Source organism: Streptomyces sp. NPDC054786, from assembly GCF_053611685.1.
The window spans coordinates 1-13,302 of sequence record NZ_JBSHAW010000038.1; the positions used below are offsets into that span (position 1 = coordinate 1).

Annotated in this window: 12 protein-coding genes, 1 tRNA gene and 1 pseudogene; 6 read left to right on the forward strand and 8 right to left on the reverse strand. The window is 70.3% G+C overall.

Annotated features, from left to right (window positions below):
- Window positions 1–301: 301 nt before the first annotated feature.
- From ACWGI6_RS28275 to ACWGI6_RS28285, 3 genes are all read left to right on the forward strand, one after another.
- On the forward strand, window positions 302–1,576 hold the full coding sequence (locus tag ACWGI6_RS28275) for a DNA polymerase III subunit delta' (protein WP_453270132.1): 1,275 nt from the start codon (window positions 302–304) through the stop codon (window positions 1,574–1,576).
- A gap of 327 nt (window positions 1,577–1,903) precedes the next feature.
- Window positions 1,904–3,490 carry an alpha/beta hydrolase gene (locus ACWGI6_RS28280; RefSeq protein WP_453270133.1) on the forward strand — a complete coding sequence of 529 codons (1,587 nt, stop codon included), beginning with the start codon at window positions 1,904–1,906 and terminating at the stop codon, window positions 3,488–3,490.
- Between the two features lie 103 nt (window positions 3,491–3,593).
- A tRNA-Thr gene (locus ACWGI6_RS28285) sits at window positions 3,594–3,667 on the forward strand.
- A gap of 47 nt (window positions 3,668–3,714) precedes the next feature.
- Here the strand turns inward: ACWGI6_RS28285 and ACWGI6_RS28290 are convergent.
- A pseudogene (locus ACWGI6_RS28290) lies at window positions 3,715–4,070 on the reverse strand (tyrosine-type recombinase/integrase); the annotation flags it as partial.
- A gap of 140 nt (window positions 4,071–4,210) precedes the next feature.
- Between ACWGI6_RS28290 and ACWGI6_RS28295 the strand changes: the two are divergent.
- On the forward strand, window positions 4,211–5,749 hold the full coding sequence (locus ACWGI6_RS28295) for a restriction endonuclease fold toxin-2 domain-containing protein (protein ID WP_453270134.1): 1,539 nt from the start codon (window positions 4,211–4,213) through the stop codon (window positions 5,747–5,749).
- 12 nt (window positions 5,750–5,761) lie between these two features.
- Window positions 5,762–6,211 (forward strand): hypothetical protein, encoded by a 450-nt coding sequence (locus ACWGI6_RS28300; protein WP_453270135.1) that lies wholly within the window; start codon window positions 5,762–5,764, stop codon window positions 6,209–6,211.
- Between the two features lie 163 nt (window positions 6,212–6,374).
- On the opposite strand, the gene ACWGI6_RS28305 is transcribed toward ACWGI6_RS28300, so the two are convergent.
- The 7 genes from ACWGI6_RS28305 to ACWGI6_RS28335 form a co-directional block, all read right to left on the reverse strand.
- Complete coding sequence (locus ACWGI6_RS28305; RefSeq protein ID WP_453270136.1) at window positions 6,375–6,629, reverse strand: DUF7739 domain-containing protein; 255 nt, start codon at window positions 6,627–6,629, stop codon at window positions 6,375–6,377.
- A gap of 73 nt (window positions 6,630–6,702) precedes the next feature.
- Entirely contained in the window at window positions 6,703–7,911 is a 1,209-nt protein-coding gene (locus ACWGI6_RS28310) for an ATP-binding protein (protein WP_453270137.1), read from the reverse strand.
- Window positions 7,912–7,916: 5 nt separating this feature from the next.
- Window positions 7,917–8,594, reverse strand: a complete 678-nt coding sequence (gene cseB, locus ACWGI6_RS28315) for a two-component system response regulator CseB (RefSeq protein WP_453270138.1) — start codon at window positions 8,592–8,594, stop codon at window positions 7,917–7,919.
- 11 nt (window positions 8,595–8,605) lie between these two features.
- Window positions 8,606–9,052: a hypothetical protein gene (locus tag ACWGI6_RS28320; protein ID WP_453270139.1), complete on the reverse strand. Its 447-nt coding sequence runs from the start codon at window positions 9,050–9,052 to the stop codon at window positions 8,606–8,608.
- Window positions 9,053–9,067: 15 nt separating this feature from the next.
- Entirely contained in the window at window positions 9,068–9,568 is a 501-nt protein-coding gene (locus ACWGI6_RS28325; RefSeq protein WP_453270140.1) for a hypothetical protein, read from the reverse strand.
- A 294-nt stretch (window positions 9,569–9,862) separates the two neighbouring features.
- Entirely contained in the window at window positions 9,863–11,035 is a 1,173-nt protein-coding gene (locus tag ACWGI6_RS28330; protein WP_453270141.1) for a sensor histidine kinase, read from the reverse strand.
- Between the two features lie 114 nt (window positions 11,036–11,149).
- On the reverse strand, window positions 11,150–11,818 hold the full coding sequence (locus ACWGI6_RS28335) for a response regulator (protein WP_453270142.1): 669 nt from the start codon (window positions 11,816–11,818) through the stop codon (window positions 11,150–11,152).
- Window positions 11,819–12,305: 487 nt separating this feature from the next.
- On the opposite strand from ACWGI6_RS28335, the gene ACWGI6_RS28340 reads away from it, so the two are divergent.
- Window positions 12,306–13,190, forward strand: coding sequence for a glycerophosphodiester phosphodiesterase (locus tag ACWGI6_RS28340; RefSeq protein ID WP_453270143.1), 885 nt, complete (start codon window positions 12,306–12,308; stop codon window positions 13,188–13,190).
- Window positions 13,191–13,302: the final 112 nt, after the last annotated feature.

The window sequence follows — 13,302 nt, forward strand, 5'->3', positions numbered from 1 at the left end:
AACCCGTGACCCACCGCATGGAGATGGCACCCATGGCCCTGCCCCCGCCCACCCCCCCCCGCGGCGCCCCCCGCCCCCCGCCCCCCCCCCCCCGCGCCCCCACCCCCCACCCCCGCCCCCCACGGCCGTTTCCGGGTTCCGGAGGGCCCCCGTCCGGCGCCCGGGGCCGGCTTCCGGATTCGTTTGTCAGTGGGTTGCACCACAATGGGTCAGGCGTGGAGCAATGCGTGGTGTGCGGCCGGGCACACACGCACCCCGCAGGGCACGAGCAGAACGGCACGGACAGGAACGGCGGACAGCGATGGCGGTATGGGACGACGTGGTCGGCCAGGACCGGGTGACGGCGCAGCTGGCCGCGGCCGCGCGCGATGCGGACGCCCTCATCACCGCGGAGCATGCAGGACAGGGGCCCCGGCCCGGTGAGCGGCCGCAGCCGCCCGCCGACCGCAGCGGCGCCTCCCAGATGACGCACGCCTGGCTGTTCACGGGCCCGCCCGGCTCCGGCCGCTCCACCGCGGCCCGTGCCTTCGCCGCTGCCCTGCAGTGCGTCAGCCCGGACCGCGCTGTCTTCGTTTCCTCCCGTCCCGCCCAGGAAGGCGGCGCCCCCGGCTGCGGATTCTGCGACGGCTGCCATACGGCCCTGGTCGGTACGCACGCCGACGTCGAGATCGTCCGTACGGACCTGCTCTCCATCGGCGTCAAGGAAACCCGCGACCTGGTCCGCCGGTCCTCGCTGTCCCCGGCCGGCGGCCGCTGGCAGGTGATCGTCCTGGAGGATGCCGACCGCCTCACCGAAGGCGCCGGCAATGTCCTCCTCAAGGCCGTCGAGGAGCCCGCTCCCCGCACGGTCTGGCTGCTGTGCGCCCCCTCCGTGGAGGACGTCCTCCCCACCATCCGCTCGCGCTGCCGCCATCTCTCCCTGCGTACACCGCCGGTCAGTGCGGTCGCCGACGTCCTCGTCCGGCGGGACGGCATCGAGCCGCAGGCCGCCGACCGGGCCGCCCGCGCCACCCAGGGGCACATCGGCCGGGCCCGCCGGCTCGCCACGGACGAGCGTGCCCGCGCCCGTAGGGCGGCCGTGCTCAAACTTCCGCTCCGCGTCGATGACATCGGCGGCTGCCTCAAGGCCGCCCAGGAGCTGATCGACGCCGCGGGGGAGGACGCCAAGCAGGTCGCCGAGGACGTCGACACCAAGGAGACCGAGGAGCTGCGCGCCGCGCTCGGCGCCGCCGCCGGCACGGGCGGACGCCTGCCGCGTGGCACGGCCGGCGCCATGAAGGAGCTCCAGGACAAGCAGAAGCGCCGCTCGACCCGTACCCAGCGCGACAGCCTCGACCTGGCCCTGGTCGACCTCACCGGCTTCTACCGCGACGTCCTCACCCTCCAGATGGGCGCCTCGGTACCCCTCGCCAACGACGAGGTACGCGACAGCATCCATCGCATCGCCACCGCCTCGACCCCCGAACGAACCCTGCGCCGGATAGAAGCCGTGATCGCCTGCCGCGAGGCCCTGGACCGCAATGTGGCCCCCCTCCTCGCGGTCGAGGCGATGACGGCGGCCCTCCGCGCCGGCTGACCACCTCCCCCGCCCCCGGCCGCTCGCCCGGCCCGCCCCTTCAAGGAGCCGCACACACAACGTTCCCGTCCGGATACTCTCCGTCCGAGTCATCGCCCGATGTCCGCCACCCGACATCCGCCACCGCCCTCACCGCCGGGCCCCAACTCCCCCCAGGCGGCCGACTCCCGGCCGCCACCAAGCGCAGCAAGCACCCCAACCACCAGCACCCACAGCGCCATCCCCGGCACCCACAGCGCCACCCCCACAGCACCGCCACCCGCACTCCACCTTCCAGGGACCGACACCGCACTCCACCTTCCAGGGACCGAGACCAAGGGACCGTCCATGGCCACCAGCCGCCTGCTCCGCACCTCCGCCGCGCTCCTCGCGGCCACCGCTCTGCTGATCTCCGGCTGCTCCTCGGGGAGTTCTTCCTCCGGCGCCGAGGCGTCCCCGGGCCCTACGACGGAGGCCGGTGCCCAGCGCCCCGCCGACGCCGCGACCCTCGCGCCCCTCCCGGCCTCGACCCCGGCCGGCCTCCGGTCGTACTACGACCAGAAGCTGAGCTGGCACCCCTGTGGGGCGAGCGGGTTCGAATGCGCGACGATGAAGGCGCCCCTGGACTACTCCCGCCCCGGCGCCGGCGACCTCAAGCTCGCGGTGGCCCGCAGGAAGACCACCGGCCACGGCAGCCGGCTCGGCTCCCTCATGGTCAATCCGGGCGGCCCCGGCGGTTCGGCGATCGACTACCTCCAGCAGTACGCGCCACAGCCCGCCGCGGTCCGTGCGCGCTACGACATGGTGGCGATGGACCCGCGTGGCGTGGCGCGCAGCCAGCCGGTCGAATGCCTCAGCAACAAGCAGATGGACCGCTACACCCAGACCGACCAGACCCCGGACTCACCGGCCGAGGCCAACAAGCTCTACACCGCGTACCGCAACTTCGCCAAGGGCTGCGCATCCCACTCCGGGAAGCTGCTCTCGCATGTCTCCACCATCGAGGCCGCCCGCGACATGGACGTGCTGCGCGCCGTCCTGGGCGACAAGAAACTCAACTACATCGGCGCTTCCTACGGCACCTTCCTCGGCGCGACCTATGCCGGCCTCTACCCCTCCCGCGTCGGCCGCATGGTCCTCGACGGCGCAATGAACCCGGAGCTCGACTCCCGCACCACCAACCTGGAACAGACGGCCGGCTTCAACACCGCATTCAAGGCGTTCGCCGCGGACTGCATCAAGCACAAGGACTGCCCCCTGGGCACCAAGAGCACCGAGGACGCCGCCAAGCAGCTCTCCGCCCTCTTCAAAAAGCTGGACACCCACCCGGCAGCAACGGGCGAGGACCGAAAGCTCACCGAGTCCCTCGCCACCACGGGCGTCATCGCCGCCATGTACGACCAACGCGCCTGGCCCCTGCTGCGCGAATATCTCACCCAGGCCAAGGCCGGCAACGGCCGAGGGCTGCTCACCCTCTCCGACAGCTACTACGAGCGCGACCCGAACGGCTCCTACAGCAACCAGATGTACGCCAACCCCGCCGTCAACTGCCTCGACCTGCCCCCCGCCTTCGCCTCCTCCGACCAGGTCCGCGCCGCCCTGCCCAGCTTCCGCAAGGCCTCCCCGGTCTTGGGCGAAAGCTTTGCCTGGGCCGCCCTGAACTGCACATACTGGCCGGTCAAGCCCACCGGCACGGCCCACCGCATCGAGGCCAAGGGCGCCGCCCCGATCCTCGTCGTCGGCACCACCCGCGACCCGGCCACCCCCTACGGATGGGCCAAGGCCCTCGCCTCCCAGCTCTCCAGCGCCACCCTCCTCACCTACGAGGGCGACGGCCACACCGCCTACGGCCGCGGCAGCAAGTGCATCGACACCACGATCAACACCTACCTCCTCACGGGCGCCGTCCCCTCGAAGAACAAGCGCTGCGAGTGACCCGCCTCACACCCCTTCACCCCGCTCCCCGCCCACCCCTGACCAGCTCCTAAACCGGTTACAGAGCACCCCTCCGCGATGTGTAGACTGGGCCGCGCACCACGCCGCCTTAGCTCAGTTGGCCAGAGCAACGCACTCGTAATGCGTAGGTCTCGGGTTCGAATCCCGAAGGCGGCTCTGTGGAAGCCCCAGGACTCACTCGCCGTGACCTGGGGCTTTTGCTTTTACTGGATGCGGCGGCGACGCCGGGTACGTGCCGCTTTGCTGCCCACGGTCTCAGTTCTGGTCTCAGTCGCCGGTTCCGGGCGGGGCATGAAGGCGTTCCCCATCCGGGGCATCGCGTCCTTCGACAGGTGAGATCGCCCCTTCACGTAGCGGCGGGTCTGGCTGATCTGGGTGTGCCGCAGGATCTCCATGATCGTGGGCATGTCCACGATCAGCTCGTTGAGGAGCGTGCCTGCGGTGTGACGGCTCCCTACAGGCGACGGTCGTCGATGCTCGCCTCTGCCAACAGCTCCTTGAACTCCTCCCAATCGGCCGGCGGGTCGAGCGGTCGGCCAGCCGGCCTTGAGAACACGACCTGAATGTCATGGCGGCCGTACACCCGGCTCCCCCTCCGCCCTCCTGACGCACTCGGATTGTCCCGAACTCCCAGGTGACACCCCATCTTGTCGTGTACACGTGGAAGGATGGAGGGGACTTGAGGGAGGCGGTGCCGCGATGTCCTATCGCGTACATGCGGTGGACCTGATCGACGCGTCGTGGGGGATGCACACGCTCAACGAGGAGCTCGTCGAGACGGTTCTCGCGTTGGCACGGGAGCTGGCTGAGCAAGTCGGCATGGTGGGTGACGACGACGCAGGCGAGGTTTTCGCCAACGTGTACAAGAGCGCGGCCAGAACAAGTGTGAACCAGCTCGGGGAAGCTGCCCACGCTATGGGGCGTGGCAGTGACGCAGTCCTGCAGACGGCCAACAACTACATGGCGGCCGAGAGCGTGGCAGCCAAGAAGATGCTGGAGGCGATGGGGAAGAGCGGAGCAGCTGGCCTTCCGACAGGTCGATCCGGCAACTGCACTCCAGCTCCACGGGGGCGGGGTGAGGGGTTGGAGGAGGTGGTTGGAGAGACGAGCACTTCCACCAAATGGTTACTAGGTGACCGGTTCCGCGGTGACCCCGACAAGCTGCGCAGCGTTGCTGCCACTTGGCGTAAAGTTCGCGCAATCACCGAACGGGTGCACACCGAGGCGCAGGATTGCTGGCTTCAGGCCAAGCGCAATCACGAGGGCAAAACCGCCGAGGCGATTGACAGGTTCTTCACCAAGTTCGTCGGGTGGGAGTGCACCCTGCTGGCCAACCTGCCCGCCGCATGCCAGCAGATCGCCAACGCGTGCGATCGGTACGCCGACCATATCGAGATCGCGCACAAAACGGCACTTGATGATGCATCCGACTTTTTTGGAGAATCATCCTTCCAAATGCCCTGGGAGAAACCGGCGTTCGGCGGTAACGGCAATGATGGCGGCCTGCTGAACGCCGTCGTCAGCGACGGTCGAATAACCCAGCTGGCGAGCCTCGCACATAACCTGGACGACTCCCAGGCCCGCATCCCAGTGCCCGGCCCGAAACCAGACGTCGACGGGCCAATGCCGGGCATCCCGCCGTTCATACGCGTCCCCGCGCCGATCCTCGTGCCCGCAGGGTATCGGCCGGCAGACCCCTCCGTACCGCGTGGGCAGCCCATTCCTCCGCCCAATCCGCCGGATCCACGCTTCCCACCGCTGAGTGCCCAGGAGCGAGCCGCCTTCACTCACTGGGCTGGCGGACTGCGCGACGGAGATTTCGCCAACGGTCGTGACAGAACCGACCCGGACAACGAGTACCAGCACCGTGTGAGCGGCTATCCGGAGAAGGAACTGCCGATCAAACCAGGCCTCACAAGGCATGGCACGCAGATGGCTGATGGCGTGCGCGCTTCTGACGGCATGGCGGTGGACGCCAAGCACGTCCGGGACCCCGGATGTTCCAAAACCTTCCGAAGTCTTGACAAGTTGGCCAAAGCGGACGACTTCCAGAAGAGAGTGCTGTTCCGCGACGACTCGGATGAGCTGAAGAAGTACAAGTCGGCCATGGAGTACGGGCCGAACAAGGGACAGATCCGCGGCCTGGAAATCGTCACCAACGACCAGTCATCCATACCCTACTGGGACGCCATGATGGCCGCCGAAGGCGTTAAAGGCTACGCCCGCTACGCACCCTGACAAGGAGCTCTTGTGCCAGACGCAACCGCGCACGAGTACCGGACGCTGTTCATGTTCGGCGCCCCTAACGCCAACCCGCACAGTTGGGACCTGTCACTCGACACGTTCGCCGACACCCTGCGAAGCCAAGATCCCGACGTCTTCCTGAACCGGGACAGCAGCGAGATCACCGGCGACGCGCTGACGTTCGGCTTCGGAGAGGACCTCGAAGGTTTCGCACAGTCCGACCCTGGCGGGACAGCGCTGCGGGACTGCACGGCCGAAGAGGCGGCCGAATTTGCCCTCTGGCTACGCCAGTACATCCTTCCCGAGGCGGCAGAGATCGAGTTCAACATCCGGCCTGCTGCCGAGGTCGATCTGCCCAACCGTCTCCTCCCTCGTGGAGACCCCACGGCTGTGGAGCAGGCCCTGCTGGCCTACATCCAGGATGTGCTCGCAGCCCAAGACCGCGAAGAGATGTGACAACAAGCGAAGGCATCGGAACCTCCGCCTTCTGCCGTGGGGTCTTCGCGAAGCGGACGTGGGCGCCCTCTGGCGGACAGCGAGGTAGCCGGCGGTGCCAGCGCCACACACTCGTCGCAGGCGGCGATCGCCATCCGTCGGACAGTGCGCGGCAAGCGCCATATCAGGTCCACTCCCAAGGCCGCCGGGTGTTGGCCGCGGACTGCGCAGCGTCGGCGAGTTCCCGGGCGAGGCCGGCCCAGTCGGCGGGCATCCGACGGTGGCCGGCCGCTGCGCGGAGGAGGCCGGCGATGTGCGCAAGGTCTGCGGCGGGGACAGCAAACGAGTCGCCGGACCGGTGCTGAGGAAGCTGCTCCCACCGCGGTCTCACGCGTGGTCTCGCATGATGCCCGATCCAGAGCGGTCCGGAAACGTGCATACGTGTCCACTACGCCTGATGACCTGGGGGACCGGATGGTGTGTGAGCACCGGGCGTCGGTGCCGCGGGTCCTTCACGGGCTTCGCGGCGTCAGGTCCACGACCGCCAGTGCGCCCCCGCCCAGGGGGTTTTCGTAGGTCACCCGGGCGTTCAGTACCCGGGCCTGGCCGGTGACGATGGCGAGGCCCAGGCCGATGCCGGAGCCTCGTTCGCGGGCGCCGGTGCGGAAGCGCCGGGGGCCGTGGGTGAGGAGTTCGGCGGGGAAGCCGGGGCCGTGGTCGCGTACGCGTACCGCTGCGCCGTCGACTTCCAGTGTGACGGGTGGGGCGCCGTGGAGTCGGGCGTTGGTGATCAGGTTGGCCAGGATGCGCTCGACGCGGCGGGGGTCGGTCGTCATGGGTGCTTCGCGGTGGACCGTTACCTTGATGTCCCCGCCTGCCAGGGTGGCGGCCCGGTGCGCCAGGGTGCTCGGGAGGATCTTCTCGTGCTGTGCCTGCTCGACGCCCGGGACATCGAGCCGGGCCACCTCCAGGACGTTCTCCACCAGGCTGCGCAGGGTGTCCACGCCCCCGCTGACCAGTTCGGCCGGGCGGCCGGGCGGCAGGAGCCCGACGGCGGTCACCAGGCCGGCCACGGGGGTGCGGAGCTCGTGGGCGATGTCGGCGGTGACCTGCCGTTCGGCCTCCAGGCGGGCGCTCAGGGCATCGGCCATGGTGTTGACGGCGGCGCCCAGCCGGGCGATCTCGTCCGTGCCCTTGGGGCGGACCCGGTCCGTCAGATCGCCGTCCGCGATCCGCTGCGCGGTGTCCGCGGACGCGGCGATACGCCGTCCCGCGCCGGCCGCCGCGACGATGCCCAGCACACAGCCGACCGCGGTCACGGACGCGCCGGAGCCCCACAACACCCGGTCGAGGTCGGCGAGGGCGCGGGCCTGTGGGGCGTAGGAGCGCCGGACGGCGAGGATGTCGCGGCCGCTGCGGGTGGCGGCCCACAGCACCGGGGCCCCGGAGCCACCGGTGTTCTGGAGGCAGGTGGCCCGCACGGGACGCTCGGTGACGGTCCTGCGGAGCGCGGTGGGCAGGTCCCGTGGATTGACCAGGGCGCCGCTGTCGATTCCGGAGGCGTAGGCGCTGACCGCCTCGACGAGCCGGGCGTCGACCACATGGGCCGCGTTCTTCCGCTGGTCCTCAACGGTGAGCTGGTGGACCAGCAGCCCGATGAGCGTGGCGACGATCGCGGCGGCCCCGGCGATGACCAGGGCGGTCTTGGTGCGCAGTCCCATGGTGGTCAGGGTGCGAGTTTGTAGCCGAAGCCGCGGACGGTGACGATGCGACCGTGGCCGATCTTGGCGCGCAGCCGCTGCACATGGACGTCGACGACACGGGGATCGCCGCCGCACGCGTAGTCCCACACGCGCTCCAGCAGAGTGGTCCGCGAGAGCACGACTCCGGGCTCGGCCGCGAATTCCAGCACCAACCTGCGTTCGGTAGGGGTGAGTTCGACCAGCCGGCCGGCCCGATGGATGTCCATGGAAGCGGTGTCCACCCTGAGATCGCCGAACCGCAGCAGCGTCTCGTCCTCGTGCGGGCCGGTTTCGGTGAAGTCGGTGGTGCGGCGCAGTGCCGCGCGTATGCGGGCGACGAGCACCGGTATGTCGTACGGCTTGGTGAGGTAGTCGTCGGCGCCCGCTTCGAGACCGAGGACGACATCGACCGGGTCGGTACGGGCGGAGAGCATCAGTACCGGCAGCCGGCTCACCTCGCGGATGCGGCGCACCACGCTGACTCCGTCGAGGCGGGGCAGCATGACGTCCAGGAGGGCGACATCGGGGGCGCGGTCCCGGAACTGTGCCAGCCCGGCGTGGCCGTCGGCGGCCGTGCGCACCTGGTATCCGTAGCGCTCCAGGGACAGTTGGGTGGCCTCCCGGAGCAGGGGGTCGTCCTCCACGAGCAGCACCTCGGTCATCGCTTGCCTTCCTAGGGCTCGGGGACGGGCAGCTGGACCTCGCGCAGCTCGGCTGCCTGGTCGGGTGGGAGGCGGGGGGCCCGTACGACGGCGCGGGTGTAGTACGAGACGTTCTCGCGGTGCTGCAGGCGGCTGAGTTCGACGGTGGCGGGATATCCGTTCGCGGGGCAGTGCGGGATGCACCACATGCCCTCCGCCCGTCCGGTGGCAACGGCCTTCGGCTTTCCCCAGGAGCGCCAGCTCAGCCGGGAGACCGAGGAGAACTCGGTGAGGGCGAATCCCGTGGGGCGGGCCAGCGGGTGGCCCAGGGTGTCGGAGACATAGACCGGGCCGGAGACCTGGGTGGGGTTGGGTGCGGGGCCCTCGACGTGGGGCTGTCCTGGGTTGCCGCACCCGGTGAGGCCCACGGCCGTCAGCACCAGCGCGAACACCGTGGCCACGGCCGTGGGCTTGTTCATCGCGAGGAGGTCCGGTCAGCTGGTGGCGAGGGGGCGCTTGCCCTGGAGGTCCTCCGAATCGTACGCACCGGAGCCCCCGGCGAGCTTCAGGGTGAAGGAGGAGAAGACCTTGTTGCCGTGCACGGTCTTGGGGTCCGAGAGCGTGAGGGTCGCCGTCAGCGGCTCGTCGAGACAGGTGTCGAGGCACCAGGCGCCGGTGACCTTACCGGTGGCGACCGCCTTCTTCGCGCCCCACTGCTTCCAGTTGAGGCCCTGTGCCGAGGTGAACTCGGAGAGCACCAGGTTCTTGGGGCTGCGCTCGGCACGGCCCTTGTCCGCGTTCTCCTCGCCGTAGTGGTTCATGACGTAGGGGGTGTGGACGGCGCGGACGGTACGTGTGGTGTGAGCGGCCTGCGCCGAGGCGGTGGCGGCGTTCGCCCCGTTGGCGGTGGCGAAGGTGCCGAGGACGGCGACGCAGGCCAATCCGGCGGCTATGGCCGTCTTGTGGCACCGGGTCATGGTCGGGGTGCGGTTCATGGCTCTCGCTCCGGTTCGTATGGATCGGTCGGCGCGTCAGAAGCTATGAGTGGCGCTTCTCGATGGCCTGTCAGCCGTGTAACCGCCGTCCATCGACGGCTGTTACGTGATCTACATACGCGGGGGAGGGCCTTGCGGCCCGGCCGATGAGGCCCGCGGTGAGGGGAAAGGCCAGGTCAGTCGCGGCTGAGGCGGCGCGCGGCGGGGGACCGTGGCCGCACCGCGGTCTGCTCTGCGGCAGGGACGGGTTCCCGTGGTCGGGGCGGTCGTCTTCACCGACCGGCAGATACCGGGTCAGCGAACGGCGGGCGACGGCAGCAGGCATCTGACCCGCCACCCCTGCGCGTACGGGCCCGCCTCCAGCGCGCCCCCGAGAGCGCTGACCCGTTCCGTGAGGCCTACGAGACCGGTGCCACCGCCCCGGCGGGTGCCCGCGGGCGCCCCGGAGCCCGCGGTGTCGGCGACCGAGACCTCCACGGACCGGTCGGCGGTCCGGCCGGCGAACACCACGACGCGGGCGGCCCGCGGCGCATGCCGCCGTACGTTGGTCAGTGCCTCCAGCACCACGCGGTACGCGGTGTCCTCGGCCTCCCGTGAGAGGGCACCGGCCAACTCGTCCTCCAGGGACAGGGTCACCTCGGCCGTGGCCATGGAGGAGAAACGGCCGATGAGTTCGGGCAGATCGGTCAGACCGTGGTGCCGGATGGGCGGCGGCTCGTCCGCCGTGCGCCCGTCAACCTCGCGCAGCGTCGCCACCGTACGGTCCATGGAGTCCAGCGCCCGCAGCCCGGCCTGCTCGATGCGGTGCAGCAGCGCGCCGTGCTCCACGGGGCCGGTGCCCTCGTCCAGCTGGGCCGCCTGGGCCTCCAGGACGATGCCGGTCACCTCGTGCGCCACGAAGTCATGCAGAGTGCGGGCGACTTCGAGCCGCTGCTCGCGCCGGGCCAGCGCCACGGCATGCGCCCGGCGGTTGTCCAGCGACCGCAGATAGAGCCCGACCCCCGTGGCACAGGCGGCCGGAAAGACAGCCGGCGCGGCCATGAAGACCGATTCCTTGAGCCCGAGGTGGGGGTCGTGCAGGGTGAAGCGCAGCGGCAGCAGGATCGCCGCGGTGCCGGTCAGGGCACCGGCGACGCCGGCACGGGGGCCGGGCACCTGGCGTACCACCCGCTCCAGGAGGACGAGCAGCGCGACCGCCTCGAACGGGAGCCAGAGGAGGGCCAGGCCCGCCTTCCCGAACGAGACGGCGTTCGCGGCGAGGGAGAGCACCGCGAGGCCGCCCGCCGCCCGGTCGAGGGAGATCGGGCGCGTCGGCCACGGCAGGATCGACACGACCAGCGCCAGTGCCGCCATGACGGCCGGCAGCCAGGCGCCGGGTGGCGAGATCGCGGCGGGCAGGAGCATCGCTGCCGCGGCCACCCCGCACCATCGCCGCCGTCTTCGCCGCGCAGGAACGATGTCATCCATGGCGACGAGGCTACGCAGCCGCCGGGAGCCGCCGGGAGCCGCCGGCAGCCGCCGAGCTGCCGGCCGCCACCCGGCGGCCTCCCGCCCCGGCCGTCAGTCGGCCGCCGGATTCCGTCAGCCCGGTGTCCGGCCGGTCGCGTACCCCAACTCCCAGGCCCGTACGGCGATTCCGACCCGATTGCGTACCTGCACTTTGCGCTGAATGCTGGCGACATGGGTTTTGACCGTGCCCGCGGAGATGAACAATTCGCGGGCGATATCGGCATTGGTCTTTCCCTCGGCGACCTTCCCGGCGATCTCCACCTCCCGGTCGGTCAGCACCGCATCGCGGCGGCGGGGGCGGCGGCCGGCCGCGGGCCCGGTGACATGCTGCAGCAGCCGGACCGTGATCGACGGGCTGATCAGGCTGTCCCCGGCCATGGCCGCCCGGACCGCCTCGATGAGCAGCGCCGGTCCCGAGCGCTTGAGCAGAAATCCCGAGGCGCCGAAGCGCAGCGCGGGATAGACATAGGCGTCGAGGTCGAATGTCGTCACGATGACGACGCGGACCGGGGCGACCGCCGCGGGGTCGGCCAGCCGGCGGGTCACCTCCAGGCCGTCCAGGCGCGGCATCCGGATGTCCACCAACGCCACATCGGGTTTCAGGGTGCGCCCCAACTCCACGGCGTCCGCACCGTTTGCCGCCTCGCCGACCACTTCCATGTCGGACTGGCTCTCCAGGATGCGGCGCAGACCCCGGCGGACCATCTCCTGGTCATCGGCGATCAGTATGCGAATCGTCACGCGCAGGAATTCTGCCGTACGGCGGAACGGAAACGAGGCAGTGAAAACGGGAGCGGCCCCGCTCCGGCTCCGGATCGGTGCCGGTCAGCGGGGTGCGGCGGCGCACGCCGCAGGCGGCGCCCACGATCTGTCCGTCGAGCGCGGCCACCCGTCATTGAACAACGCATCCGGCACCCGTCCGGCGGACATCGGCACACGGCTTACCGCACCCACGGCGCTCCGGCGATGGCGCGTGCACGGATGGAGGGGTGTCCGGGGAACCCCCGCCCGCCGGCTCCGCGCGCCTGTCCACCCTCGCTGACCTGGGGAAAAGCGATCGATGGGGCGGGCGGTCCACGGCGTCAGCGGGGATGCTCGCGTGGCGGGTGGCGGGGGATACGGGCATGTTGAGGGGACAGCCGCATTCCTGGACGGAAGGAAGGGCCTCAGGGGGCATATCACCCGCGGACGGGGCCGTTCGCGGGTGAGCGGACCAGGAGGCTCCCGCATGCTTCGGAGATCGCTGCGGATACCCGCCGCCGGGGTCGCCTACCTGGTGACGGCCGCGGTGACGTCGTCCGCGATGGCATCCGGTCCGGAGGAGTACGCGGATGTCGCCGTGAGCAGCGGGACGCGACTCGGGCCCGGCACCGCTGCAACGCTGGTGATCGCCCACCGCGGCGCCTCCCGTTACGCGCCCGAGAACACCCTCGCGGCCGTGGATGCCGCACACCGCCGCGGGCTCATATGGGTCGAGAACGATGTGCAGCGCAGCAAGGACGGCCGGCTGGTGGTGATGCATGACGCCACGCTGGACCGGACGACCGACGCCGCAAAGGTGTTTCCTGGGAGGGCGCCGTGGCGGGTGGGGGACTTCACGGCCGCCGAGATCGCGCGGCTGGATGCCGGCAGCTGGTTCGGCAAGCGGTTCGCGGGGGAGCGGGTGCCGACGCTCGCCGACTATCTACGCCGTCTGGACCATAACGCGCAGCGCCTTTTGCTGGAGATCAAGGCCCCGGAGAAATATCCCGGAATCGAGGCGCAGGTCATCCGCGAACTACGGGCACGAGGGTGGCTGGACCGGGCCCATGTCCGGAGCCGGCTGGTGGTCCAGAGCTTCTGCGTGTCGTGCGTCAAGGCCGTGCACGAGAGGGCACCGGAGATCCGTACGGGGATTCTCGGGGCGCCCGGGGTGGACAAACTGGCGCGCTATGCGCGGTTCGCCGATCAGATCAACCCCCGGGCGTCCGCGCTCAGTTCACACTGGCTGGCGGCCGTGCACCGACTGCGCGGCCCGCATGGACGCCCGTTGCAGGTCTATGCGTGGGACGTGGCGAAGAACACCAGCGCCCGGTCGGTGCGGGCCCGGGGCGTCGAAGGTGTTATTGAATAACGGGCAAGGGCCGGGGATTAGAGGGGCATTGTCCAGATCTCGCGGGGCGCCGGAGGGTGCTCCGGGCCGTGCTGCCGCCCGCGGTGCGTGAAGGAGCTGTGGAGGGCGGATG

What these genes read in the sequence shown, in the direction of transcription:
- ACWGI6_RS28330 (WP_453270141.1), bottom strand. Translation starts at nt 11,035, where the DNA reads ATGGATGACATCGTTCCTGCGCGGCGAAGACGGCGGCGATGGTGCGGG.
- ACWGI6_RS28305 (WP_453270136.1), bottom strand. Translation starts at nt 6,629, where the DNA reads ATGCACGTTTCCGGACCGCTCTGGATCGGGCATCATGCGAGACCACGC.
- ACWGI6_RS28320 (WP_453270139.1), bottom strand. Translation starts at nt 9,052, where the DNA reads ATGAACAAGCCCACGGCCGTGGCCACGGTGTTCGCGCTGGTGCTGACG.
- ACWGI6_RS28340 (WP_453270143.1), top strand. Translation starts at nt 12,306, where the DNA reads ATGCTTCGGAGATCGCTGCGGATACCCGCCGCCGGGGTCGCCTACCTG.
- ACWGI6_RS28325 (WP_453270140.1), bottom strand. Translation starts at nt 9,568, where the DNA reads ATGAACCGCACCCCGACCATGACCCGGTGCCACAAGACGGCCATAGCC.
- ACWGI6_RS28280 (WP_453270133.1), top strand. Translation starts at nt 1,904, where the DNA reads ATGGCCACCAGCCGCCTGCTCCGCACCTCCGCCGCGCTCCTCGCGGCC.
- ACWGI6_RS28295 (WP_453270134.1), top strand. Translation starts at nt 4,211, where the DNA reads ATGTCCTATCGCGTACATGCGGTGGACCTGATCGACGCGTCGTGGGGG.
- ACWGI6_RS28310 (WP_453270137.1), bottom strand. Translation starts at nt 7,911, where the DNA reads ATGGGACTGCGCACCAAGACCGCCCTGGTCATCGCCGGGGCCGCCGCG.
- ACWGI6_RS28275 (WP_453270132.1), top strand. Translation starts at nt 302, where the DNA reads ATGGCGGTATGGGACGACGTGGTCGGCCAGGACCGGGTGACGGCGCAG.
- cseB (WP_453270138.1), bottom strand. Translation starts at nt 8,594, where the DNA reads ATGACCGAGGTGCTGCTCGTGGAGGACGACCCCCTGCTCCGGGAGGCC.